Source organism: Gammaproteobacteria bacterium (genome assembly GCA_015709615.1).
Classification (GTDB): Bacteria; Pseudomonadota; Gammaproteobacteria; order Burkholderiales; family Nitrosomonadaceae; genus Nitrosomonas.
Genome location: CP054179.1, coordinates 3,077,538 through 3,102,460, shown reverse-complemented (window position 1 = coordinate 3,102,460; position 24,923 = coordinate 3,077,538). Strand labels below are relative to the sequence as shown.

Genomic DNA, 24,923 nt, shown 5'->3' with positions numbered 1-24,923 from the left:
AAATGCGACTACTATTTTTATTGATTCTCCTTTGCTGTATCGGTCTGCTAGGCTATGCACAATTTTTGCAGCATGTGCAAGGATTGCTCCCTTGCCCGTTGTGTGTAGCGCAACGCGTTGCTTACTGGCTATTGGGATTAACCGCTTTGCTCGCGTTCCTTCATAACCCCAAAGTAATCGGGCGCCGTATTTATGGTTTCTTGCTGTGCGGATTTGCCCTGACAGGCGCAATCATCGCCGCGCGGCATGCGTGGTTGATACGGTATCCGGAAGCATTCGAATGCGGTATCAGTCCGGAGGAAGCTTTTCTGAATTCCTTACCGATTGCCGGCTGGTGGCCTGAGATGTTCGAAGCCAACGGCGATTGCGCCACTATTGATTGGCAGTTCCTATCGCTCACCATCCCCGATTGGTCGTTGATTACTTTTATGGGCCTTGGGAGTCTGGCGTTTTATGTACTGTTAGCTAAAAGATGATCCGTGATCGCTGCTTGATTAACCACGGGGGTGATGCTTAGCATGCAACTGTTTCAGGCGTTCACGCGCGATATGGGTGTAAATTTGCGTAGTGGAAATATCCGCATGTCCCAGCAGCAATTGCACAACGCGCAAATCAGCACCATGATTCAATAGATGCGTGGCAAAGGCATGTCGCAGAGTATGCGGGGATAGTTGCTTCTCAATACCAACGACTTGCGCATAGCGCTTAATCAAGTACCAAAACGCCTGGCGTGTCATAGCCGCACCACGCGCTGTCACAAAAATGGTATCGGTAACAATACCGTTCAACAGTGAGGGTCTGGCTTCTTTGGTGTAGCGGCTTAGCCATTCGAGAGACTCTTCCCCCAGTGGCGCAAGACGCTCCTTTCTACCTTTGCCCATGACGCGTAAAACCCCCATATCCATGCTGACCTGCGAGTACTTCAAATTGATTAACTCCGATACGCGCAATCCGCTGGCATATAAAACTTCCAGCATGGCACGATCACGCAAGCCAAGCGGATGTTGTAAGTCGGGAGCACTCAGTAGCAGCTCAACTTCTTTCTCAGTCAGACTTTCCGGTAAGCTGCGCTGCAATTTGGGTGTTTCAATATTGAGACTGGGGTCCGTGGTAATTTTTCCCTGGCGCAATAAGAAACGATAGAAACGCTTCAGGCTGGATAATTCGCGGCTGGTTGTACTGGCCTTGATCTTGGCGGAAACTCTGGAAGCCAAAAATTCAAGCAGATCGGTATGAGTCGCGTCAGTCAATATCCGGTTATCTTGATTGCGTTTTCTGAGCCATTCGCTAAAAAGTTGCAAATCATTGCGATAACTGTCGAGTGTGTTACGCGACAAACCATCTTCCAGCCATAAGGCATCGGAAAACTCATCCAGCAAACCAGCATTAAGTTCAGGTGCTCTCATGACGCAATAACCAACGTTTGATCTCAAGGGGATCACCATCACTCGCATTCATAAAACCTCCTAATCCGCCATTCTTAGCAATAACCCGATGGCACGGTATGATGATCGGTATCCGGTTGGCGCCGCATGCCCGGCCTACTGCTCGAGGAGCGGAGTGTAATTGCACTGCAATTTCTGCATAACTGCTTGTTTTACCGCTTGGAATTTCCTGAATAGCTTGCCAAACGCGCTGTTGATGCGCTGTTCCGCTGATATGCAAACTCAGATCAAATATAAAATCTGGTCCCGCCAGATAAGCTTGCAACTGTCTGCATACTTCTTTCGCCAGCAAGGTCTGCGGTGCGAGTGTCGGCGTATCGACTGGCAAATAATCTATGGCCGTAAGCCAATCTTCTTCTGTTTTAATACCGAGTACAGCAAACGGCGCCAGCAGCTTTGCTTGATAGGGTTCGGTTATATCCGCAATCTGATTTTTTTTTGATCTACCCACTGTCTACCTGAATGCTTATCTTTAAAATTGTTCAATGTTTTTGTATGCAAGAAATGGACAGTCGAACTGAGTAGAAGTTTCAAGCGATTCTTGAATCTTCCGGCCTCATCAGGCTTATGCCGGAAGATTTATTGGAGGCACAAAAACTTTATCAACTTCAGGATTTCAGCAGTAACAATTCATTCAGTCTTCTTACAAATGCGGCCGGATCTTCAAGTTGCCCTCCCTCCGCCAGCAAAGCTTGACCGAATAGTAAATGACTCCAATCCTCGAAATTTTCGACTTCGGTCTTCAATCGCTGTACCATCGGATGATGTGGATTGATTTCGAGGATCGGTTTGGCATGTTGCACCTTCTGTCCTGCGGATTTCAGTAATCTCTCAAGATTTCCGCCCATATCATACGTATCCGCAACTAAGCAAGCCGGTGATTCGGTTAATCGGAAAGTAACACGAACATCTTTTACTTGCTCGCTGAGCGTTTGTTTCATTTTTTCTGTCAGCTCATGGAAGGCGGTAGTTTCTTTTTCACGCTCTTCTTTTTCTGCCTCATCTTCCAGATCGCCCAAATCCAAGCCACCTTTTGCGACTGATTGCAGCGGTTTTCCATCAAACTCGGTTAAATTACTCACTAGCCATTCATCAATACGATCAGACAGTAATAACACTTCAATACCCTTCTTGCGGAAAACTTCCAGGTGAGGGCTATTCTGTGCAGCTTTCAGATTATCGGCAGTCACGTAATAAATTTTTTTCTGACCTTCTTTCATGCGCTGCACATAAGTATCGAGTGAAACAACCGGTTCATCAGTATCGCTGTGCGTAGTAATGAAACGCAACAATTTCGCGATACGCTCGCGGTTGGCAAAGTCTTCACCGACACCTTCCTTAAGAACCTGACCAAACTCCCGGTAGAAAGTTTTGTATTTTTCTTTCCCTTCTTCGTCCTCATTTTTGGATAAGTCTTCGATCAATCCCAGCACTTTTTTGACTACACCAGCTCGGATTGAGTCGATATCCTTAGATTCCTGCAAGATCTCGCGCGACACATTCAGCGGCAGATTGTTCGAATCGATTACACCACGCACGAAGCGCAGATAGTTCGGCAGTAGCTTTTCCGCATCATCCATAATGAATACACGCTGCACATACAATTTAATTCCATGCCGGCGCTCACGATCGAATAAATCGAAAGGTGCGCGCGCCGGAATGTACAAAAGCTGCGTATATTCCTGCTTGCCCTCTACACGTGCATGCAAATAAGCCAACGGAGGCTCGAAATCATGCGCTACATGTTTATAAAATTCATTGTATTGCTCAACGGTTATTTCACTCTTAGGGCGCGCCCATAATGCATTAGCTTGGTTTATCGTTTCATCTTCATCGGTAATTTTATTTTTCTTTTCATCTTGCGACCACTCTTCTTTCTTCATTACGATAGGCAACGTAATGTGATCGGAATACTTACGAATGATGTTACGAATTCGCATGCCATTAAGAAATTCATCTTCATCGGTGCGCAAATGCAAAATAATGTCCGTGCCTCTGGCTGTTTTCTCGACGGTTTCCAACGTGTAATCACCCTCACCGCTGGATTCCCAGCATACACCATGCTCGGCAGTCAATCCTGCCCGCCGGGTAATCAGGGTAACTTTATCGGCCACAATAAATGCGGAATAAAAACCGACACCGAATTGACCGATCAAATGCGCATCTTTGACTTGATCACCGGTTAAAGAGTTAAAGAATTCACGCGTCCCCGACTTCGCAATGGTTCCAATATGATCGATGACTTCTTGTCGCGACATACCGATACCGTTATCCGAAATGGTCACCGTCCGTTCGTTCGCGTTATAGCTCACACGAATTTTAAGATCGGAATCTGATTCATACAGCGCAGCATCGGTAAGACCTTCAAAGCGCAATTTATCAGCTGCATCCGATGCATTTGAAATCAATTCACGCAAGAAAATTTCCTTATTACTGTATAAGGAATGAATCATTAATCTTAATAATTGTTTCGCTTCCGCTTGAAAGTTTAAGTGTTCTTTGTTTGTTTCAGCTTGCACATTAATCTCCTCAAATGTTTTGCTTTAATGTGGGGATTACAATAAGAAAATCAAGATAGTGAAATAACAATTGAAATTTTTATGTACTGCGCACCCCTTCCTGGCAATTCTTGCAAGGAAGGAGACAATTAGAGAAAAGAAAATACTTCAGTTAGGAAGATACTTTTCAACTTTGAAGGGTGTTTTTTATAGAATGTACTGAACAAGGATATTTTCTGAGTAATACCCTTGCTTATTTCCGGCTACATGGAATTTTGAATGGCGTATAAGCTGAGACTCATCAATGCTTGAGGAAAAATACCCAGAGCCAGTACCGCAAAACCGTTCGCACTCAATAGGATTTTTACGTCACTATTAGGTGACAGCACTTCTGTGTCTTCAGGCTCGTCAAAATACATTAATTTGATAATACGTAAATAATAGAAAGCACCGACCAATGAGAACAATACCGCCGCAACAGCCAACCAAATGTATCCTGCATTCACAACAGCTTGTAATACAGAAAATTTTGCATAAAATCCGATCATCGGTGGAATGCCTGCTAAGGAAAGCATCAACAACAATGTGACAAACGCGTACCAGCTGTTTCTTTTACTGAGTCCTTTGAAGTCATTGATATTTTCAGCCTCAAATCCACTTCGGCACAGTAACATGATCATAGCAAATGTACCCAATGTCATCAGAACATAAGCAATCACATAAAATAACGCCGAACTGTAACCGTTCGAATCGGCACTGATAAACCCCAGCAACAAGAACCCCATATGCGAAATAGTTGAGTAAGCCAGCATGCGCTTGATATTAACTTGTGCAATAGCGGCAATATTACCCACCGCCATCGACAAAACAGCAAGAATCACCAGCATGCCTTGCCAATCGGAAACCATCTCTCCCAAACCTTCGATCAATAAACGCATAACAAAACCGAAGGCTGCAAACTTAGGAGCAGAACCGATAAATAAGGTGATTGCTGTCGGAGCGCCTTGATAAACATCGGGAGCCCACATGTGAAAAGGTGCCGCGCTCAATTTAAAACCAATTCCAGCCACAATAAATACCAAACCGACAACCAATACTTCTTTGCTACTTGCTTCACTTTGAATGATTTGAGCAAGTTGCGATACATGCAATGTACCGGTCGCACCGTAAACCATCGACATGCCGTAAAGTAAAAATCCAGAAGCAAGAGCACCTAACACAAAAAATTTCATGGCAGCTTCCGTCGCCACAATGGAATCACGCCGCAATGCAACAAGCGCATAAAGTGACAGTGAGAGCAACTCCAGCCCAATGTAAAGAGTGAGAAAATGACTGGCAGAGATCATCACCATCATTCCCAGAGTCGCAAACAGAATCAAGCTGAAAAACTCACCTTTCAGCAACCCGCGATCGCTGATATAAGAATGGGAATAGACTAGAACAGCCGACACAGTACCATACACCATCAGTTTAAGAATATCCGCCATCGCATCATCGACATACAGGCCATAAAAAGTCTGTTTGACTTCGGTAGAAAATGATACAAAGGTCAGCACAGCACAACCTAATAACGTTACTTGTGTCAATAAATAAGCGACATAACGTCTATTGTCACCTGCTGTGAGGTCAGCCAACATGACCACACACACCATGATGAGCATGAATATTTCGGAAGAAGCTGGCGCAAAATCAGGCGGTATAAAATTCATTAATTCTTAATCCTTATATCAGGAGCTTTATCGTTTCAAAATGATTTTTTATAACTTGCTGTTACTGACATGTGTCAATAATTGATCAACTGTCGTATGCATAACTTCAGTTAATGGATAAGGATGCACACCGATCCATAAAACCGAAATTGCCAGAATGGCCAGTAAAGCAAACTCACGTTTTGAAATATCCTGCAAACTCTCAACCGCAGGGGTTGCTATAGCACCGAATATCACTCGCTTATACATCCACAACGTATAGGCGGCACCGAAAATGAGTGTGGTGGCTGCCAGAAATGCATACCAAAAATTAACTTTGATTGCGCTCATTATGACCATAAATTCGCCGACGAAACCGCTCGTTCCCGGCAAACCAGCATTCGCCATTGCAAATAACATGAAAAAAGCTGCAAAAACGGGCATCTTGTTGACAACTCCACCATAATCAGCAATCTGACGGGAATGCAATCTATCGTATAACACACCGACACAGAGGAACATAGCACCGGAAATAAATCCGTGGGAAATCATTTGTACCATGGCACCTTCAATTCCATAAGCATTCAACAAAAAGAATCCTAGGGTAACAAATCCCATATGTGCTACGGATGAATAAGCAATCAGCTTTTTCATATCGACCTGCATCAATGCAATCAAGCCGATATAAACAACGGCAATCAAAGATAGCACGATCATCATATCTGCTAGATAAAGACTGGCATCAGGCGCAATCGGCAATGAGAAGCGTAAAAATCCGTAACCGCCTAATTTCAGTAGAATCGCCGCTAGGACGACCGATCCACCTGTTGGTGCTTCAACGTGAGCATCCGGTAACCAGGTATGTACTGGCCACATTGGAACTTTAACCGCAAACGCCAGCAAAAATGCGACAAAAATAAATATTTGCGGCGTCAGAGGAATTGCAAGTTTATGGTAATCTTCGATCGAAAAACTTCCTTCCGATGCCTGATATAGATAAATGAATGCAATCAGCATCAATAAAGAACCGAGCAACGTGTAAAGAAAAAACTTGATTGCAGCGTAAACCCGGTTAGGTCCACCCCAAATACCGATAATCAAAAACATCGGTATTAAAGAAGCTTCCCAGAATACGTAGAACAGAATGGCATCCAGTGACGCGAATACACCATTGACAATACCGGACATAACGAGAAATGCACCCATATATTGAGATACACGCTCCTTTATTACTTCCCACCCAGCTACAACAACGAGTGGCGTAATAAAGCAATTCAACAAAATCAGCGGCATTGATATCCCATCAACGCCTAGATGATAATTGACATTGAAACGTTCAAACCAGACATGATTCTCGACAAATTGCATTGCGCCTGTGGTGGAATCGAAGTTACTGCATAGTGGAATTGTTACTAAAAATCCTAATATCGATCCTACGAGAGCAATCCAACGAGCAAGTTGCGCGTTATTATGATTTCCGGTTGTAAAAACGGCAATGCCAAACACAATAGGCAGCCAAATAATTAAGCTCAATAGTGGGAATTCAAACGACATGCTTATTCCGTTTTTTGTTAGTACTTTTGTTAGTTGAGTTATTAATAGTTAACGCTCAAACTCTTTTTAAGAAGGCTAATAAAGCCATAGCGTCAAGATGACAAATATGCCGACAATCATTGTAAAAGCATAATGATAGATATAACCGGTCTGATACTTTCTTACTATAGTTGCTGATAATGCTACAACTCGCGCCGTGCCATTGACAAAGAATCCATCAATCACTTTGATATCGCCATATCTCCATAAAGCGGTTCCTAAAGCTCGCACTCCACCTGCAAATATCCATGAATAAAATTCATCAATATAATATTTATTATTCAGCATGTTATACAAATAACTACAGCGTGTTTTTATTCTCCTAGGCCATTCGGTTCTTAAACTATACAAAAGCCAAGCAGTAAAAATCCCTGCGATAGATAACCAAAATGGCGCTGTGAAAAATGCATGCAGCATCATGCCGCTTATTCCGGAAAATTCCGCACTTAATTTTTCGATAGCATCATGCTGAGGTGATACATGAATTACATTATTAAAATAATTACCAAAAATAATCGGATCAATAAACCAACCAGCCGCAATGGTAGGAATTGCAAGCACTATTAACGGCAAAGTAACTACCCATGGCGACTCATGCAGATGTTCTTTGGTATGTTCATCCATTCGAGTATTGCCGTGAAACGTCATGAATATCAATCGGAAAGTATACAAAGCTGTGACAAATACGGTTGTCAGTACACAGAAATAGGCAAAACCGGCACCCGGTATATTGGAAAAATGAACCGCCTCAATGATGGCATCTTTAGAAAAAAAACCGGAAAAACCTGGCACACCAGCACTGGCTAAAGCGGCGATGAACATCGTCCAATAGGTAATCGGCATGTAGCGTTTCAGTCCGCCCATTTTTTCCATATTTTGCTCATGGTGCATAGCGATGATGACAGAACCCGCACCTAAGAATAAAACGGCTTTAAAAAAAGCATGGGTCATTAGATGGAAAATTGCGGCGGAATAAGCTGAAGCGCCTAAAGCAACGGTCATATACCCCAATTGCGATAACGTGGAATAAGCAACAACGCGTTTTATATCGGTTTGCACAATTGCAATCAGGGCCATAAATAATGTAGTGATACCGCCAATTATTAAAATAACCGATAGTGCGGTGTCAGATAACTCGAACAAAGGTGACATACGCGCCACCATAAAAATACCGGCAGTTACCATCGTAGCCGCGTGAATCAATGCGGAAATCGGTGTAGGGCCTTCCATTGAATCCGGTAACCACACGTGCAGCGGAAATTGCGCTGATTTACCCATCGCGCCGACAAACAACAAAATACAGATCAGCGTAATTACTAACCAAGACATGCCGGATATCAATTCAATTTTCTCGTCAACAATTCCAGGTGCTTGAACAAATACAGATACGTAATCCAAAGTACCAAAGTGCATTAGCACCAATGCAATACCGAGAAGAAAACCAAAATCACCAACTCGATTGACTAAAAAAGCTTTCAAGTTGGCGTAAATTGCAGTCGGGCGGGTATACCAGAATCCAATTAATAAATAAGAAACCAAACCAACAGCTTCCCAGCCAAAAAATAACTGCAAGAAGTTATTCGACATTACCAGCATCATCATTGAAAAGGTAAACAATGAGATATAGCTGAAAAAACGTTGATAACCTGGATCATTATGCATATAACCAATGGTATAAATATGCACCATGAGCGAAACCAAGCTGACGACTACCATCATGGTTGCTGATAATTGATCAATTAAGAATCCAACTTCAAATCGTGTATCGCCAGTGACTAACCAAGTATAAACGCTGCCGTTATAGCTGTTACCTTCCAATACATCCAGAAAAATAACGATAGACGCCAGTAAAGAAACAAAAACCAATGCAATAGTTGTTCGATGACTCCATGCGGGTCCGATAAAACGCCCCAATAATCCAGCTATAAGCGCGCCAAGCAACGGGGCAAGCGGCACCAGTAAGTAAAGTTTTTGCATCTCAATCAAAGAATTCTTTATTAATGATAGGTACTTAAATTATTTAATTATTGGGTACTAACCCTTGAGCTCATCCAAATCATCGACATTAATCGTGTGCATGTTGCGGAACAGCACCACCAAAATTGCCAAGCCTATCGCCGATTCTGCGGCGGCAACCGTCAAAATGAAGAATACGAAGATTTGTCCCGATATATCCTGCAGATAATGCGAGAATGCAACAAAATTCATATTTACAGCCAACAGCATTAATTCAATCGACATCAACAGAATGATGACATTTTTTCTGTTGAGAAAAATGCCAACCAAACCGATTGCAAATAAAATCGCTCCAAGAACAAGATAATGAGATAACGATATCAAGGTTAACCACCTCTTTCTATATTTTATAAAAATGTCACAAAATCATTCCATGATTTCGTTATTCTTTCTTTTCCGCAGGCATTGTCACTATTCGCAATCGATCTTCTTTTCGTACTCTAACTTGTTTAGATGGGTCTGGAGATTTCTTATCCTCTCGATGGCGTAAAGTCAGTGCTATTGCTGCTACCATTGCGACCAATAAAAGCACGGCGGCTAGTTCAAATGCATAAACGTATTCGGTGTAAATTAATCGTCCTAACTCTCGAGTGTTACTGTAATCAGCATCTTGTGCCCTAGGCGCAGGCATTTCTTCTAGCCCGAAATATTTTCCCATCAATACCATTGACATTTCTGCGACCATGACGAGTGCGACAGCCGCACCGAAAGGAAACCACTTCCAGAATCCTTCACGTAATCGATCCAAATTGATATCGAGCATCATGACTACAAATAAAAACAATACCATGACAGCCCCAACATATACCAATACTAAAGCGATTGCTAAGAACTCAGCTTCCAGCAGCAACCATAAACCCGCGCACGTGACAAACGCCAAAACCAACAGCAACGCTGAATTTACCGGATTACGCACAGTAATTACACCCAGCGCTGATGCAACCAAAATAGCTGAGAAAACATAAAACAAAATATCTTGAAAACTCATTTTTATCTACCAACAAGATTCAGCGGTAACGGGCATCAGCTTCTCTATCTTTGGCAATCTGCTCCTCATAACGATCACCAATAGCCAATAACATTTCTTTGGTATAGATCAAGTCGCCCCGTTTTTCCCCGTGATATTCCAATATACGAGTCTCCACGATTGAATCAACCGGGCATGATTCCTCACAGAAACCACAAAAGATACACTTACTTAAATCAATGTCATAGCGTGTAGTCCGGCGTGTACCATCCGCGCGTTGCTCCGAATCGATAGTGATTGCCATCGCTGGACAAACGGCTTCGCATAACTTACATGCGATACAACGTTCTTCTCCATTCGGATAACGACGTAACGCATGAAGACCGCGAAATCGCGGTGATTGAGGCGTCTTTTCCTCAGGAAAATGAACAGTGATCTTTGGTTTGAATAAATATCGGCCAGTAACCGCCATCCCTTTCAGCAGTTCAAACAGCAAAAAAGTACTGAAAAACTTTTTGATACGATCCATTTTATTTCTCTATTTTAAAACCAGATGTTCAACGGAAATGTATTCCGAATCGATTCAGGCAATTGCATTATCGAGCCCAATAAAATAATCCATACAAGCGTAATTGGGATAAAGATCTTCCAACCCAATCGCATAATTTGATCATAGCGATAACGTGGAAAAGTTGCACGAAACCAAAGAAAAAAGAATAAGATGAATGCAATCTTCAACAATAACCAAACTATACCCGGTATCAGAGTAAATGGCGCCATATCGATAGGCGGCAACCATCCCCCTAAAAACATAATGGATGTCAATGTTGCAACCAATATCATATTGGAATATTCAGCCAGGAAAAACACGGTAAAAGCCATACCTGAATAATCAACATGAAATCCCGCAACAATTTCAGACTCGCCCTCTGCCACATCAAAAGGCGCACGATTAGTTTCAGCAACGCCCGAAATCAAGTAAACCAAAAACATTGGAAACAGCGGTATCAAATACCAATTCAGAAAACTGCTACCTTGCTGTCCATTAACAATATCACCCAGGTTTAAGCTTTGCGACATCATTAAAACACAAACTAAAGCAAAACCCATCGCCAATTCATATGATACTACCTGCGCAGCTGAGCGCATGGCACCCAAAAATGCATATTTTGAGTTTGATGCCCACCCTGCAATAATAATGCCGTATATACCCATAGACGTCATCGCTAAGATATAAAGCAATCCGGCATTAATATCGGCCAGGACTAATTCGGGAGAAAACGGAATTACCGCCCAGGCTGCCAGTGCCGGCATGATAGTCAAAACTGGAGCCAATATAAAGAGTAATTTGTTTGCCCCTGTTGGAATAACAATTTCCTTCATGATTGCTTTAACAGCATCAGCAATTGGCTGTCCCCAACCACGCAACCACGGTATTCCAAAAAAAGTAACTCTATTTGGACCAACACGAATCTGCATATAAGCTATTATTTTGCGTTCCGCAAAGGTCAAATACGCCACACCCAATAGTAATGGAACAACAATGGCAAAAATAAATGTCATGTTGGTCGCTAATGAAAACAGCATGGAACCCCATTCTGCTCCGAATATTTCCACGAAATGTTGTTGAATATTCTCCATTAATAAACTCCAACCATTGCCATCACAGTTTTTCCAGCACAATTTCGCCAAACAAGGCACCCAGTGCAGCCGTTTTAGAATGAGCCCCTGCTATACGTACACAATTGATCGGTAATTTTTCATCGCGAGCTGCTTCTAGTTGTACAACCCCATCGCCCTGCTTAACTTTCACTTGATCACCAGCGGCAATTCTTAGCTCTGTCAGCATCTGAGGTGCCATCCAAGCCTTGGGCGGCTCTGCATCCCGTGTCGCTTGTAAAGACTGAGCACGTCGCACGACCGGATCGGCCTGATAAATCGGTATTTCTCCAATACGCTGTATACTCTGGTCATCAACCACTATATTCGCAACATCACCACTCTTCAATTTATTATTCAGATACTGACTAATTTCCACGTCGTTAGGAAAAATCTCTTCACGAATCTGTTCGGGTGTTTCGTAATCAAATTTTTCCAACCCTAGCAAATTAGCCAAGACACGCAGTACTTTCCAAGCTGGACGAGTCTCTCCCAGAGGTGATACAACGCCGTTAAAACTTTGCACTCTGCCTTCGGTATTAACAAAAGTTCCTGATGTTTCGGTAAATGGCGCTATCGGCAATAACACATCAGCATATTCTTTAGCATTTCCATGAAAAGAACTCAGCGACACTACAAATTCACTTGACTTGATTGTCTTAAGTGCTAGTTGAGAATTGTAGGCGTCAAATTCCGGTTCTACATTCATCAATATAAACGCTCGACATTCACTTTCCACGGAATCATTGCTGAACCCTAAGATTTGGGCAGCGTTTAATCCAGATTCCGTATAACTCAAATTCGCTGCAGTGGTTTCAGAATTGATTTCGGGTACCGCACCTGCTAAATAAGCACCAACGCTATTTGCCGCTTCACCCAACACACCATGACTTGCACCCGTTATTTGTGCAATTAAACCGGAAAGTGAATTGATCATTGAATAATCCGGATGATGCTGTGATAGATTACCTAGATAAATTGCTGCCGGAGCATTGTCGATCAAACTAGAAGCAATCGCGAACGCACTAGCCGTACTTGAAATGTTTAGTGAATTAATGTGCTGTTTCAACTCGTTTGCTAAGTCTGCTCCCTTGATCTCTGCAGCAGCTTTCAGGATTTCCGCCAGAACTTTAACCATTGCAGCCGGCGAAACTATTGCCTTATTCGCAATCTTGACCAGCAAATCATCGTCAATTGGATTGACTATATTTAACTGCATGCCGTTTTTGACGGCTTGACGCAAACGTTGTGCAATCAGCGGATGATCTTTACGGAGCGTACTGCCGATAATTAACGTTGATTTTAATTGTGATATGTCCGCGATACTGGTACCCAGCCACGGAATGCCTTGCATCTTCTTATCCGCACGAAAATCTGATTGACGTAAGCGATGGTCAATGTTGCCACTGCCCATCGCACGCAATAACTTTTGCAATAAATAAAGTTCTTCGGCTGTACTGTGCGGTGAACCTAATGCCGCTATGCTCTTGGCACCATATTTTTGTTTAATGATCTGCAAAGAATGCGCCGTAAATTCCAATGCTTCTTGCCAATTGCATTCAAACCATTGGCCATCACGCTTGATCATGGGGTTCGTCAGCCTATCTTCCGAATTCAATCCTTCATAGGAGAATCGATCTTTGTCTGACAACCAACATTCATTAATCGCTTCATTGTCACGAGGAAGTACACGCATGACACGGTTCTGCTTGACTTGCACAACTAGATTTGAACCCAGTCCGCAATGCGGGCTTATTGATTTTCTGCGCGATAATTCCCAAGTACGCGCGGAATACCGAAAAGGTTTACTAACCAATGCACCAACTGGACAAAGATCAATGACATTGCCCGATAACTCAGAATCGACAGTCTTGCCGACAAAGGCAAGAATTTCGGAATGCTCTCCGCGCCCTGCCATTCCAAGCTCCATAATTCCAGCAATTTCCTGACCAAAGCGAACACAGCGTGTGCAATGAATGCATCGCGTCATATCTGTCGAAATCAAAGGCCCCAGATTCTTATTGACAACTACTCGTTTCGCTTCAGTGTAGCGTGAACCGCTCGATCCATACCCCACTGCCAGATCTTGCAGTTGGCACTCACCACCCTGATCACAAATCGGGCAATCAAGCGGATGATTGATCAGTAGAAATTCCATCACGCCTTTCTGTGCCGTGACCGCTTGTTGTGAATGCGTATATACTTTCATTCCATCCATAACCGGTGTAGCACATGCAGGCAACGGTTTGGGCGCTTTCTCGACTTGTACCAAACACATGCGGCAATTGGCGGCAATGGATAATTTCTTGTGGTAGCAAAAATGTGGAATATACACACCGATCTGCTTAGCACCATCCATGATAGTGCTTCCTTTAGGAACAGATACTTGCTTACCGTCGATTTCTATATTTACCATCAGCTAAAATTCTTGGATTAATCACAAATTGTAAAATTGACGCGTCTTGATTATTTAGCTCTGAAATAATCAAACCATGCATTTCTTATGTTCTATATGGTAAGCAAACTCATCTCGAAAATGTTGAATCATCGCTCGAACAGGCATCGCAGCGGCATCACCCAAAGCGCAAATTGTTCGTCCTTGTATGTTGTCCGCAATATTATCTAGCAGTTCCAGATCTTCTAACCGGCCTTTGCCGTGTTCTATGCGATTGACAATACGATAAAGCCACCCCGTTCCCTCTCTGCAGGGTGTACATTGCCCGCAGGATTCTTCGAAATAAAAATAAGACAAACGCTCAAGCGCTCTAACCATGCAGGTCGTATCATCCATAATGATGACTGCCCCTGAACCTAACATGGATCCAGCTTTGGCAATCGAATCATAGTCCATATCTGTTCTCATCATAACATCACCCGGCAACACCGGCATGGACGATCCACCTGGTATGCATGCCTTTAACTTTCGACCACCACGCATTCCGCCAGCCAATTCTAGCAACTCAGGAAAAGGTGTTCCCAGCGGTATTTCATAGTTACCTGGTTTATTGACATGACCCGAGACTGAGAAAATTTTTGTCCCGCCGTTATTCGGTTTACCGAGTTGAAGGTATTTTTCTCCACCGTTCCGGACAATCCAAGGGACTGACGCAAAAGTTTCGGTATTATTGATAGTAGTCGGCTTTCCATAAAGACCATAATTGGCTGGAAATGGCGGCTTGAAACGTGGCTGACCTTTCTTGCCTTCTATAGATTCCAATAATGCAGTTTCTTCACCGCAAATGTAGGCACCGTAACCATGGTGATTATAGAGTTGAAAGCTAAATGATGAACCTAAAATATTATTACCCAGATAGCCGGCAGTCCGCGCTTCCTCAACAGCTTCTTCCATACGCTCGTAGGTTTCCCATATTTCGCCATGAATATAGTTGTAGCCTACTTTAACCCCCATTGCGTAGCCAGCAATTATCATTCCTTCAATCAGCAGATGAGGATTAAATCGCAAAATGTCGCGATCCTTGAAAGTACCGGGTTCTCCTTCATCCGAATTACAAACGATATACTTGTCACCTTCATACCCTTTTGGCATGAAACTCCACTTAAGTCCCGTAGGAAAACCAGCACCGCCTCGTCCACGCAGTGCAGACTTTTTTACTTCTTCAATTACTTCTTCAGGAGAAATCTTTTTCGCCAGTATTTTCCTAAGTGCTGCGTAACCTTCGCGCTTCTCATAGCTTTTAAGTCGCCAATTTTCGGTATCGGAAGGATTGACCCCATTCATCAATGTTTGCGGATACTGATTCATTCGCTCAGTTCCTTCAGCAATTTATCGATCATTTCGTTAGACATAAAACTACACATGCGCTTGTTATTTAACAATAATACTGGCGCGTCGCCACAAGCGCCAAAGCATTCGCCTTCTTTGAGTGTAAATTTCCCATCCGGCGTCGTTTGATTGAATCCAATACCTAATTTTTGCTTCAAATAAGCAGCCGCGTCGTTACTACCTGATAATGCGCAAGGTAAATTGGTACAAACCGTAATTTTATATTTACCTACAGGCTCGAGGTTATACATATTGTAAAACGTCGCCACTTCGTAGACTGCAATGGGCGGCATACCAAGATATTCAGCCACGAAATTCATTGTCTCATTCGCCAGCCAGCCTTTTTCTTCTTGTGCAATTGCCAGCGCTGACATGACAGCTGATTGTTTTTGATCAACCGGATATTTCGCGATTTCTCGATCTATTTTTTTTAGAGATTCAGTGCTTAACATCGTTATCTATCTATCTCACCAAACACAATGTCTTGTGTGCCAATGATTGCCACTACATCAGAAATCATATGTCCAGTAGACATTTCATCCAAAGCAGCCAAATGTGCGAATCCAGGTGCGCGTATTTTCAAGCGATAAGGCTTGTTAGCACCATTCGATATTAAATAAATGCCAAACTCGCCTTTTGGATGTTCAACCGACACATAGGCTTCCCCCGGTGGCACATGAAATCCTTCCGTAAACAACTTGAAATGATGAATCATTTCTTCCATATTTTGTTTCATATTGATGCGTGAAGGTGGAGCCACTTTATGGTTATCGGTGATTACCGGCCCCGGATTCTTACGCAGCCAATCGACACATTGCTTAATGATGCGATTTGATTGGCGAAACTCTTCCATACGTACCAAATAGCGATCATAGCAATCGCCATTGACACCTACCGGTATATCAAAATCAAGTCGATCATAAACTTCATAAGGTTGTTTCTTTCTTAGATCCCACTCGACGCCCGAACCACGCAACATCGGGCCGGTAAAACCTAATGCTTTAGCACGCTCTGGAGAAACGACACCGATATCCACTAAGCGCTGCTTCCAAATTCGATTATCGGTAAGCAAGGTTTCGTATTCATCAACATAGGTTGGAAAACGATTGGTAAAATCTTCTATGAAATCTAACAATGAACCTTCTCGATTAGCATTCCGTATACGTGTCTGCTTTTCATTATGAATTTTTGATGCTTGATATTTGGGCATGGTATCCGGCAAATCACGATATACGCCGCCAGGTCGATAATAAGCAGCGTGCATCCTGGCACCCGAGACTGCTTCATAGCAATCCATCAGATCTTCTCTTTCGCGAAAAGCATACAAAAACATTGTCATGGCCCCCACATCTAAAGCATGAGCGCCAATCCACAGTAAGTGATTTAATATACGAGTAATTTCATCAAACATTACACGTATGTATTGCGCTCTAATGGGAACTTCAATTTGCAGCAGTTTCTCGATAGCCATCACATAAGCATGCTCATTGACCATCATTGAGACATAATCCAATCGATCCATATAGGGAACAGATTGCAGATATGTTTTATTTTCTGCTAGCTTCTCGGTAGCGCGATGCAACAATCCAATATGCGGATCGGCACGTTTTACAACTTCACCATCCAATTCCAGAACAAGTCTCAACACGCCGTGAGCTGCCGGGTGCTGCGGCCCAAAATTCATGGTGTAATTACGTATCTCAGCCATAAGCTACTTCAAAAAATTCTTATAAACATTATTCATGGAAAAATTCGGCAACCCCTAGGATTCGCAATCTCCATAATTTTCTTCACGAATCACAAGCGGCGTGATTTCTCGCGGTTCGATAGTAACCGGTTGATAGATAACTCGCTTCTGCTCTGCGTCATAACGCATCTCAACATGCCCCGTTAGTGGAAAATCCTTACGGAACGGATTTCCAATAAAACCATAGTCGGTCAATATACGACGCAAATCTGGGTGGCCAGTGAAAACTATTCCATAGAGATCAAACGCTTCACGTTCAAACCAATTGGCAACCGGCCATATCTCTGCCACCGAATTCACAGCCGGAAACTCATTACTTTCAGCCAATACGCGAACTCGTATCCTTTGATTCATCTCCACCGACAACAAATGATAAATCACGGCAAAACGCTTGTTGCGCAAATTTTGCTTTGCCGACAGATCTTCACCATATGTAGAATAATCAACCCCGCATAAATCAATTAGTGTATCGAATCTTAACTGGGAATTATCCCGTAAAGTTTCGCTCACACCGAGAATATCTTCTGCTCGCACCCCAATTGTTACTTCAGCATGCTGGATTTGCAAACCAGCTAACTTGTCCCCGAGTATACCTCTCAAGGTTTCTGCAAGATTTTCCAGTTGAGTAGTAGACATAAAAAATTAGCGGGCAATAGTGTTGGTACGGTTTATTTTATTTTGTAGTTGAATAATGCCGTACAGCAAAGCTTCCGCCGTTGGCGGGCAACCAGGAACATAAATGTCAACCGGCACAATGCGATCACATCCGCGTACCACAGAGTAAGAATAATGGTAATACCCGCCACCGTTTGCGCAAGATCCCATAGATATCACCCAACGAGGCTCTGCCATCTGATCGTATACTTTACGTAAAGCGGGTGCCATCTTATTACAAAGTGTGCCAGCCACAATCATCACATCCGATTGCCGCGGACTTGGTCTAAACACGATACCAAAACGATCAAGATCATAGCGTGATGCACCGGTTTCCATCATTTCGACCGCACAACATGCCAAACCAAAAGTCATAGGCCACATTGACCCCGTTCGTCCCCAGTTGATGATCGAATCCAAACTGGTGGTAACAAAACCTTTCTCAAGCGCTCCTTCAATACTCATAGCATTAATCCCACTCTAATGCGCCCTTCATCCATTCATAGATAAAACCTACGACCAGTATACTCAGGAATGACATCATGGCAACGAATCCAAATACACCGATTTCATCAAGGACAATCGCCCAAGGAAATAAAAAAGCAATTTCAAGATCAAATAAAATAAACAAAATTGCAACCAAGTAATAGCGCACGTCAAACTTCATTCGCGCATCTTCAAAAGCTTCAAATCCGCACTCATAAGGAGAAAGCTTCTCGCTATCCGGACGATTCGGCGCCAGAAGCCATCCACATAACATCGGGACAACACCTACCAAGAATCCCACGATAAGAAACAGTAAAATTGGAAAATAATTTTCAAGCATTTTGTAAAATTAAATAACCCGATTTAACAGAAATATTATTCATTCGCAAAAAAACAGACAACTTACGGATGCAGTTTTTGTGTGGTGCCGACGGCGAGACTCGAACTCGCACAGCTTTCGCCACCGCCCCCTCAAGACGGCGTGTCTACCAATTCCACCACGTCGGCAGCAAAAAAATTCATGTACAATCAACAGGCTGCCATATAAAGAACCGTAGATGTTATTCCGGTATTTGATTAACCTTTGAGTTACCTTCTACTTCAGGTATATCCTGATTACGATCCTTAGCAGATTTCTTTTCGCTATCTACCGCAGGTGCACTATCGGATTCTTCAATCTGATCCATCAAACTCATTGCGCTTGAACTATCAGTCTTATTGGCTGAAAGATAAGTCAAACTCATACTCGTAATAAAAAACATCGCAGCAGCAAAACCAGTAGCACGACTCAGAAATGTAGCCGATCCGCTTGCTCCAAACAAACTGCCTGCCGAACCACTACCAAATGCGGCCCCCATATCAGCACCTTTACCATGTTGCAATAATACCAAAACTACCAAGACTATCGCCAGCAAAACATGTGCTGCCCAGACTAAAATTTCCAACGTAAAGCCCCCTTCGAATTAATGATGCACAGCACGACAAATCGATACAAATTCGCTAGCAACAAGCGATGCTCCGCCTATTAAGCCGCCATCAATATCCGGCATAGCAAACAAGTCAGATGCATTGTTCGCTTTTACGCTGCCACCATAAAGAATAACCAATTCTTTGGCTACGGCGTCATTCTTTTTAGCTATGCCCGATCTAATGAATGCATGCACATCCTGCGCTTGCTGAGGCGAAGCTGTTTTACCCGTGCCAATAGCCCAAACTGGTTCATAGGCAATCACTGATTTACTCAAAGACTCAACGCCAGTTAGCTCGATAACTGCTGCCAATTGTGCTTCGATAACTTGCTCGGTTATTTCCGCTTCGCGCTGCTCAAGCGTTTCACCGACACACAAGATAGGTGTTATTCCTGCACGTTGCGCCGCCTGATATTTTTCTGCAACGATGAAATTATTTTCACCAAATAATGCTCTTCTTTCCGAATGTCCGACAATGACGTATCGACAGCCGAAATCTTTCAACATTGACGTTGAAACTTCACCTGTATATGCGCCTTTTTCAAACTGACTAACATTCTGCGCACCCCAAGCAATACTTGTGCCTAGCAATGAATTTTGTACCGATGATAAGTAAGGATAAGGCACACATACCACGAAACGCGCTTCATCTAATCCATTCAAGCCCGCTATAACCGCATCAAGTAGCTGCTTATTTTCGATCAAGCTACCATGCATTTTCCAGTTACCAGCAACCATCTTTCCGCGCATTTTTTCTTCTTACCTCAGCTTCTTAAAAGGGTGAGATGCTACATTTGATTCTTTACCAAGTCAATTATGATTCCATATTCCTAGCAACTTGTTGCAACTGGATTGCTGCCATTTATATTGCACATTACATTCGGAGATGCGCACTTCATAATTGATACTTGAACACATTAGCCAAATCTACCAGTAATATAATCTTCAGTTTGCTTATTTTTTGGTTTGATAAAAATCGTATCCGTTACATCAAATTCGATCAGTTCCCCCAAATACATGTAAGCAGTGTAATCGGAAACTCGCGCAGCCTGCTGCATATTATGGGTGACTATCAGGATAGTAACCTTATTTTTTAGATCGGTTATCAATTCTTCAATACTCGCTGTCGCTATTGGATCAAGCGCGGAAGTGGGTTCATCAAACAATAGAATCTCAGGATCTGTGGCTAAAGCTCTCGCAATACATAGCCTTTGCTGTTGTCCGCCGGAAAGATTAAAAGCCAGGTCATGCAAGCGATCCTTTACTTCGTCCCATAGCGCCGAATTTCTCAAAGCAGATTCAACTTTCTCGTCCAGAATAGCGCGTTGCTTAATTCCTCGCACGCGAAGCCCGTACGCAACATTCTCATAAATGGACTTTGGGAAAGGGTTAGGTTTTTGAAAAACCATACTTATTCGCATTCGCACCTCAATCGGATCAACATTAGAAGCCAGAATATTAACGTCATCTGGATGAAGGATAATTTCACCCTCGTAACGATTCCCGGGATACAAATCATGCATGCGATTAAAACAGCGCAAAAATGTTGATTTTCCACAACCCGACGGTCCAATCAGGGCAGTAATTTTTTTATCATGCAAGACCATGTTAATCTTTTTTAATGCATTAAATCCACCGTAATAAAAACTGAGATTCTTAACCTCCGATTTATACTGGATCGGTTCTATCGGTTTTTCTGGATCAATCTGCATAATTCTCTTACCACTTAATATTTTTTCGCATACGATAGCGTAAATAAATTGCCAGCCCATTCATCGCGAGCGTCATAACCACCAATACCAGCCCTGCCGCTGCTGCATTCAATTGGAATGCCTCCTCAGGACGCGATACCCAATTAAACATCTGTATCGGCATCACAGTAAAAGGTGCTGTTAACCATTCAAAGGATACATAGGGAAATTCACTTTTCACCGGAGAAGGCGGTAAAAAAGCAATAAATGTTAACGCTCCGATCGTAATAATCGGTGCAGTCTCACCGATGGCTCGAGCCAAACCGATGATAATCCCTGTCAGAATTCCCGCAGATGAATACGGCAATAGATGATCTGAAACCGTTTGCCATTTGGTTGCACCGAGTGCGTAGGCGCCCTCTCTTATAGCAACGGGAATTGATCTTATCGCTTCGCGGGTAGCGACAATGACAACCGGCAAGATTAAGAGCGCCAAAGCGAGTCCAGCAGCTAATATACTTTGCCCGAAACCAAGCTGATAAACAAACAAGCCTAAAGCGAGCAAACCATAAATAATGGAAGGAACGCCTGCCAAATTAGTGACATTGATTTCAATTATTTCTGTTAACAGATTTTTCGATGCATATTCTTCCAAATACACACCTGATCCTATTCCCAATGGCACTGCTGCAATAGCAGTTACCAGCATTACCAGCGTAGTTCCAACCCATGCCGACAAAATTCCTGCTGATTCTGGGCGCCGCGATGGAAACGATGTAAAAAAATCCCATGATAACCTGGGCATTCCATCCACAAGCATATGCGCAAACAAAGCCATGAAGGTTAACACTGCAATCATAAGGGCAACAATTCCAGTAATCATGAAAATTAGATCCCATCTTTTATGCAATCCAATAATTCTTCTGATTTCTTCTAGGTCATTTACACTTTTCATCACAAAACACCGGTGAAAAATATTTTCATGATTGCATTTATTAATTTTAATCTTAGTAGACTTCTCTGTATCGCTTGCGCAATATATGACCGGCGATATTAAATGCAAGCGTTATCAACAACAAAGTCAAGCCTGCAGCAAAAATGGTTTGATAGCCGATGCTCCCATGAGGCAAATCTCCTAGGCTGACCTGAACGATATAAGCCGTAATGGTCGCTGCCGGCTCCATCGGATTCCACGTCAAATTGGGCTGCATTCCAGCGGCAATTGCTACCACCATTGTTTCTCCGACAGCTCGCGATATACCGAGAATATAAGCCGCTGCAATTCCCGAGAATGCAGCCGGCATGACAACACGGATAGCTGTTTGGAAACGCGTAGCACCCATCGCATAGGAGCCTTCTCGCAAATTCATCGGTACAGCGCGCATTGCATCTTCAGTCATTGAGCTGACATAAGGAATTATCATGATTCCCATGACCAATCCAGCCGATAGCAAATTAAAACCGGGCAACTCAGGAAAGATGGTTTGCAATATTGGTGTAACAAATAATAATGCAAAATAGCCATAGACAACAGTCGGTACACCCCCCAGCAACTCTAAAAAAGGTTTCGCCATTTCCCGCACAGTAAAGGGTGCAAATTCGGAAAGATAAATAGCAATGATGGTTCCCAAAGGAAGCGCAACCACTAGCGCAATGAATGAACTAACTATCGTCCCCGACACTAATGGCATTATTCCATAGTGTGCATCATCGAATAAGGGTGTCCATTGAGTATCGGTAATAAATTCCCATATCGATACATGCTGAAAAAAAACAAACGATTCTTTGATTAGCATCACAATAATCGCTAGCATAATCGCTATTGATAATATTGCGGATAAGAACAAGAGAGCTTCAATAAGTCTCTCGTGCAGATGACGACGAAAGCTATATCCCAGCTTGCCAGCATGAGCTATTTTATTTCGTGACTCTTCTGTCAAAATATGCAAGCCCTTCTTTGAGTTGAAGCATTCGTTACGAGAGAATTGCCAATTAATCTAAAGCCGACATAACACTTTCAGCACGCTTTAGCTCGACATTAATTTTCCAAAATTTTTAGACACATACCTTTTCTTGCAAGCAAGAAATTTTATTACATTATATGTGCTTAAAAACTATCAATCGATCTCTCTTTTTTATTATGTATTATGCTTTTCTTTTTTGATGTCATAAAAAAATTCTGGAGATGTAAATATCTCCAGAATTTTATTTGCTCTATTTAAAAATGCTGATGTTTACTAAGGATTACTCCTCATCGTCCTCATCATCATCGTCCGAGGCTTCCGAGCTTCCGGCTTCACCGCCAGCAGCAGCACCGCTGCCCGCACCTTCGCCTTCGTCCTCATCCTCTTCGTCTTCTTCTCCTGACCCACCTTCATCCTCTTCCTTCACCAGTACCATCTTGCCCGCCTTCAAGCTCGCATTCAGGTCGGTCTTCGGCACTTCTTCATGTACCAGATTCTGATGGCAGTCTATGCACGTCGCACCTTCCGTCTTCAGCTTCTTGTGCGCTTCCTGTGCGTCCGCTCCCGGCGGATTCGGGTTCTTATGGCAGTCGCGGCAGGTGATGCTGTCCCATTTCTTCAAGTTCATCCGCGCATCGTGCGCCATGATTAAACGGCGCTCATTAAACTTCTCCAGCGTCGAGTAATCGTTCACCAGTTCCAAGTACAGTTCTCTCGCACCATCCACCGCGTGGGTATACACGGCTAAGTGGAAGTTCTTGAACCCTTGCGGTATGTGACAGTCTTTACAGCCGGGATTTACACCCAGCGCACCGTAGTGCGTCGATTGCTTCAGTTCCGTTTGCGTATAGGTCATCGAGTGGCAGCTGGTACAGAATTCTTCGGTCGATAGCGCCGCTTCTCCGCCAAATACTACCGCTACCAGTACGATACCCAGCAATCCGCCTGTCAGCAGCGTGCCTATCGCTCCTTTTTGTATCCCTGTCATTACTCTTTTCCTTTATCTTTTTTGTCCGCTGTCTTTTCCTTGGCGCTGGCTTGGAATTCGTCATGGTACTTGAATTTCGGTTCGCCTACGAAAGTGCCGTCCAGTTTGTAGTGTTCGTGCATCGCTTTGACGTCTTTGACCATTTTGTCAAAGTCAAACGTGTATTTCGCGTCAACTGCTGGTGTGAATGGGGTGTACGGAGCTTTCGCGCCTTTCCAGGGTGAGCCTTCGTAGTTCAGGTGACAGGCGGCGCATGCTTCTTCAAAGTGGAAGTCTTGTCCTTTGTCTGCAACCACTTTGCGTTGTGTGGTGGTGCCTTTGCTTTCAAATGCTTGTCCTGCTTTGCGATGATCTCCACGGTAGCTCTTTCCAGGGCCGTGACAGGATTCGCAGCCAACTGCCGCCAATGGTTTTTTCGGTGCGTCTATGTTGTAACCGCCTTTTTTGCCGAAGCCGTCGACGTGACAGCCTACGCAGTCTTTGTCTTGGGTGTAGTCTTTTTCCGGATCCAGTTTGGCTTTAACTTTGGCTTCTTTGCGCGCGCCCGGTTTTAGCGATTCCATCGCTTTGGCGTGTGCGGTGTCTTTCCACGATTTGGCTTGTGATTTGTGGCAGGAGCTGCATTTCGCACGGCCTTCAAAGGTGTCCGCCAGTGCCGCGCCTGAAAAAAATGCGGTTGCCGCTAGTACCGCCAGTATATAGGTTATTGGGTGTTTCATCCTTCCTCCTTTATGCTTTTTTTAATTCAAGTTTGTTGGCTTCGTATTGTACGCTA

The 24,923-nt window shown here is 43.3% G+C and carries 25 protein-coding genes and 1 tRNA gene; 1 reads left to right on the top strand and 25 read right to left on the bottom strand.

What is annotated here, in order from left to right:
• The first annotated feature begins 2 nt into the window (after nt 1–2).
• Nucleotides 3–476: a disulfide bond formation protein B gene (locus tag HRU77_14835; protein ID QOJ21843.1), complete on the top strand. Its 474-nt coding sequence runs from the start codon at nt 3–5 to the stop codon at nt 474–476.
• 18 nt (nt 477–494) lie between these two features.
• Here HRU77_14835 and xerD read toward each other — a convergent pair whose 3' ends face one another.
• From xerD to HRU77_14710, 25 genes are all read right to left on the bottom strand, one after another.
• A complete protein-coding gene (gene xerD / locus HRU77_14830; GenBank protein ID QOJ21842.1) occupies nt 495–1,406 on the bottom strand; it encodes a site-specific tyrosine recombinase XerD in 912 nt (303 codons plus the stop codon).
• On the bottom strand, nt 1,393–1,896 hold the full coding sequence (locus tag HRU77_14825; protein QOJ21841.1) for a methylated-DNA--[protein]-cysteine S-methyltransferase: 504 nt from the start codon (nt 1,894–1,896) through the stop codon (nt 1,393–1,395). The genes xerD and HRU77_14825 overlap by 14 nt, the downstream gene beginning before the upstream one ends.
• A gap of 157 nt (nt 1,897–2,053) precedes the next feature.
• Nucleotides 2,054–3,964 carry a molecular chaperone HtpG gene (gene htpG / locus HRU77_14820; GenBank protein QOJ21840.1) on the bottom strand — a complete coding sequence of 637 codons (1,911 nt, stop codon included), beginning with the start codon at nt 3,962–3,964 and terminating at the stop codon, nt 2,054–2,056.
• 242 nt (nt 3,965–4,206) lie between these two features.
• The gene (gene nuoN, locus HRU77_14815) at nt 4,207–5,652 is read right to left on the bottom strand and encodes an NADH-quinone oxidoreductase subunit NuoN (GenBank protein ID QOJ21839.1); all 1,446 of its coding nucleotides are present in this window, start codon (nt 5,650–5,652) and stop codon (nt 4,207–4,209) included.
• Between the two features lie 48 nt (nt 5,653–5,700).
• Entirely contained in the window at nt 5,701–7,185 is a 1,485-nt protein-coding gene (locus HRU77_14810; protein ID QOJ21838.1) for an NADH-quinone oxidoreductase subunit M, read from the bottom strand.
• A gap of 75 nt (nt 7,186–7,260) precedes the next feature.
• The gene (nuoL, locus tag HRU77_14805) at nt 7,261–9,201 is read right to left on the bottom strand and encodes an NADH-quinone oxidoreductase subunit L (GenBank protein QOJ21837.1); all 1,941 of its coding nucleotides are present in this window, start codon (nt 9,199–9,201) and stop codon (nt 7,261–7,263) included.
• 57 nt (nt 9,202–9,258) lie between these two features.
• Nucleotides 9,259–9,564, bottom strand: coding sequence for an NADH-quinone oxidoreductase subunit NuoK (nuoK, locus tag HRU77_14800; protein ID QOJ21836.1), 306 nt, complete (start codon nt 9,562–9,564; stop codon nt 9,259–9,261).
• Between the two features lie 58 nt (nt 9,565–9,622).
• Nucleotides 9,623–10,228 carry an NADH-quinone oxidoreductase subunit J gene (locus HRU77_14795; GenBank protein ID QOJ21835.1) on the bottom strand — a complete coding sequence of 202 codons (606 nt, stop codon included), beginning with the start codon at nt 10,226–10,228 and terminating at the stop codon, nt 9,623–9,625.
• 19 nt (nt 10,229–10,247) lie between these two features.
• Complete coding sequence (nuoI, locus tag HRU77_14790) at nt 10,248–10,736, bottom strand: NADH-quinone oxidoreductase subunit NuoI (GenBank protein QOJ21834.1); 489 nt, start codon at nt 10,734–10,736, stop codon at nt 10,248–10,250.
• Nucleotides 10,737–10,750: 14 nt separating this feature from the next.
• The gene (gene nuoH, locus HRU77_14785) at nt 10,751–11,848 is read right to left on the bottom strand and encodes an NADH-quinone oxidoreductase subunit NuoH (GenBank protein QOJ21833.1); all 1,098 of its coding nucleotides are present in this window, start codon (nt 11,846–11,848) and stop codon (nt 10,751–10,753) included.
• 22 nt (nt 11,849–11,870) lie between these two features.
• Nucleotides 11,871–14,282, bottom strand: a complete 2,412-nt coding sequence (locus tag HRU77_14780) for an NADH-quinone oxidoreductase subunit G (protein ID QOJ21832.1) — start codon at nt 14,280–14,282, stop codon at nt 11,871–11,873.
• Between the two features lie 69 nt (nt 14,283–14,351).
• The gene (gene nuoF, locus HRU77_14775; GenBank protein ID QOJ21831.1) at nt 14,352–15,629 is read right to left on the bottom strand and encodes an NADH-quinone oxidoreductase subunit NuoF; all 1,278 of its coding nucleotides are present in this window, start codon (nt 15,627–15,629) and stop codon (nt 14,352–14,354) included.
• Complete coding sequence (gene nuoE, locus HRU77_14770) at nt 15,626–16,102, bottom strand: NADH-quinone oxidoreductase subunit NuoE (GenBank protein QOJ21830.1); 477 nt, start codon at nt 16,100–16,102, stop codon at nt 15,626–15,628. Before nuoE ends, nuoF begins: the two co-directional genes overlap by 4 nt.
• Before the next feature lie 2 nt (nt 16,103–16,104).
• A complete protein-coding gene (locus HRU77_14765) occupies nt 16,105–17,358 on the bottom strand; it encodes an NADH-quinone oxidoreductase subunit D (protein QOJ21829.1) in 1,254 nt (417 codons plus the stop codon).
• A 54-nt stretch (nt 17,359–17,412) separates the two neighbouring features.
• The gene (locus HRU77_14760) at nt 17,413–18,033 is read right to left on the bottom strand and encodes an NADH-quinone oxidoreductase subunit C (GenBank protein QOJ21828.1); all 621 of its coding nucleotides are present in this window, start codon (nt 18,031–18,033) and stop codon (nt 17,413–17,415) included.
• Nucleotides 18,034–18,039: 6 nt separating this feature from the next.
• Nucleotides 18,040–18,516, bottom strand: coding sequence for an NADH-quinone oxidoreductase subunit B (locus HRU77_14755; GenBank protein ID QOJ21827.1), 477 nt, complete (start codon nt 18,514–18,516; stop codon nt 18,040–18,042).
• 4 nt (nt 18,517–18,520) lie between these two features.
• Nucleotides 18,521–18,877, bottom strand: coding sequence for an NADH-quinone oxidoreductase subunit A (locus tag HRU77_14750; protein QOJ21826.1), 357 nt, complete (start codon nt 18,875–18,877; stop codon nt 18,521–18,523).
• An 82-nt stretch (nt 18,878–18,959) separates the two neighbouring features.
• A tRNA-Leu gene (locus HRU77_14745) sits at nt 18,960–19,044 on the bottom strand.
• Between the two features lie 53 nt (nt 19,045–19,097).
• On the bottom strand, nt 19,098–19,481 hold the full coding sequence (secG, locus tag HRU77_14740) for a preprotein translocase subunit SecG (GenBank protein QOJ21825.1): 384 nt from the start codon (nt 19,479–19,481) through the stop codon (nt 19,098–19,100).
• Nucleotides 19,482–19,499: 18 nt separating this feature from the next.
• A complete protein-coding gene (locus HRU77_14735; GenBank protein ID QOJ21824.1) occupies nt 19,500–20,255 on the bottom strand; it encodes a triose-phosphate isomerase in 756 nt (251 codons plus the stop codon).
• A 167-nt stretch (nt 20,256–20,422) separates the two neighbouring features.
• Nucleotides 20,423–21,217, bottom strand: coding sequence for a phosphate ABC transporter ATP-binding protein (locus HRU77_14730; GenBank protein ID QOJ21823.1), 795 nt, complete (start codon nt 21,215–21,217; stop codon nt 20,423–20,425).
• A gap of 7 nt (nt 21,218–21,224) precedes the next feature.
• Nucleotides 21,225–22,151, bottom strand: coding sequence for a phosphate ABC transporter permease PstA (gene pstA / locus HRU77_14725; protein ID QOJ21822.1), 927 nt, complete (start codon nt 22,149–22,151; stop codon nt 21,225–21,227).
• A gap of 52 nt (nt 22,152–22,203) precedes the next feature.
• Entirely contained in the window at nt 22,204–23,136 is a 933-nt protein-coding gene (gene pstC / locus HRU77_14720) for a phosphate ABC transporter permease subunit PstC (GenBank protein ID QOJ21821.1), read from the bottom strand.
• A gap of 304 nt (nt 23,137–23,440) precedes the next feature.
• A complete protein-coding gene (locus tag HRU77_14715) occupies nt 23,441–24,148 on the bottom strand; it encodes a NapC/NirT family cytochrome c (GenBank protein QOJ21820.1) in 708 nt (235 codons plus the stop codon).
• Nucleotides 24,148–24,867, bottom strand: coding sequence for a cytochrome C554 (locus HRU77_14710; protein QOJ21819.1), 720 nt, complete (start codon nt 24,865–24,867; stop codon nt 24,148–24,150). The genes HRU77_14715 and HRU77_14710 overlap by 1 nt, the downstream gene beginning before the upstream one ends.
• Between the last annotated feature and the right edge of the window lie 56 nt (nt 24,868–24,923).

Bases quoted from the DNA above. Each gene is read 5' to 3' on its own strand.
- HRU77_14835 (QOJ21843.1), top strand. From the start codon at position 3: ATGCGACTACTATTTTTATTGATTCTCCTTTGCTGTATCGGTCTGCTA.
- xerD (QOJ21842.1), bottom strand. From the start codon at position 1,406: ATGAGAGCACCTGAACTTAATGCTGGTTTGCTGGATGAGTTTTCCGAT.
- nuoN (QOJ21839.1), bottom strand. From the start codon at position 5,652: ATGAATTTTATACCGCCTGATTTTGCGCCAGCTTCTTCCGAAATATTC.
- HRU77_14810 (QOJ21838.1), bottom strand. From the start codon at position 7,185: ATGTCGTTTGAATTCCCACTATTGAGCTTAATTATTTGGCTGCCTATT.
- nuoL (QOJ21837.1), bottom strand. From the start codon at position 9,201: ATGCAAAAACTTTACTTACTGGTGCCGCTTGCCCCGTTGCTTGGCGCG.
- HRU77_14795 (QOJ21835.1), bottom strand. From the start codon at position 10,228: ATGAGTTTTCAAGATATTTTGTTTTATGTTTTCTCAGCTATTTTGGTT.
- nuoI (QOJ21834.1), bottom strand. From the start codon at position 10,736: ATGGATCGTATCAAAAAGTTTTTCAGTACTTTTTTGCTGTTTGAACTG.
- nuoH (QOJ21833.1), bottom strand. From the start codon at position 11,848: ATGGAGAATATTCAACAACATTTCGTGGAAATATTCGGAGCAGAATGG.
- HRU77_14780 (QOJ21832.1), bottom strand. From the start codon at position 14,282: ATGGTAAATATAGAAATCGACGGTAAGCAAGTATCTGTTCCTAAAGGA.
- nuoF (QOJ21831.1), bottom strand. From the start codon at position 15,629: ATGAATCAGTATCCGCAAACATTGATGAATGGGGTCAATCCTTCCGAT.
- nuoE (QOJ21830.1), bottom strand. From the start codon at position 16,102: ATGTTAAGCACTGAATCTCTAAAAAAAATAGATCGAGAAATCGCGAAA.
- HRU77_14765 (QOJ21829.1), bottom strand. From the start codon at position 17,358: ATGGCTGAGATACGTAATTACACCATGAATTTTGGGCCGCAGCACCCG.
- HRU77_14760 (QOJ21828.1), bottom strand. From the start codon at position 18,033: ATGTCTACTACTCAACTGGAAAATCTTGCAGAAACCTTGAGAGGTATA.
- HRU77_14755 (QOJ21827.1), bottom strand. From the start codon at position 18,516: ATGAGTATTGAAGGAGCGCTTGAGAAAGGTTTTGTTACCACCAGTTTG.
- HRU77_14750 (QOJ21826.1), bottom strand. From the start codon at position 18,877: ATGCTTGAAAATTATTTTCCAATTTTACTGTTTCTTATCGTGGGATTC.
- HRU77_14735 (QOJ21824.1), bottom strand. From the start codon at position 20,255: ATGCGCGGAAAGATGGTTGCTGGTAACTGGAAAATGCATGGTAGCTTG.
- HRU77_14730 (QOJ21823.1), bottom strand. From the start codon at position 21,217: ATGCAGATTGATCCAGAAAAACCGATAGAACCGATCCAGTATAAATCG.
- pstA (QOJ21822.1), bottom strand. From the start codon at position 22,151: ATGAAAAGTGTAAATGACCTAGAAGAAATCAGAAGAATTATTGGATTG.
- HRU77_14715 (QOJ21820.1), bottom strand. From the start codon at position 24,148: ATGACAGGGATACAAAAAGGAGCGATAGGCACGCTGCTGACAGGCGGA.
- HRU77_14710 (QOJ21819.1), bottom strand. From the start codon at position 24,867: ATGAAACACCCAATAACCTATATACTGGCGGTACTAGCGGCAACCGCA.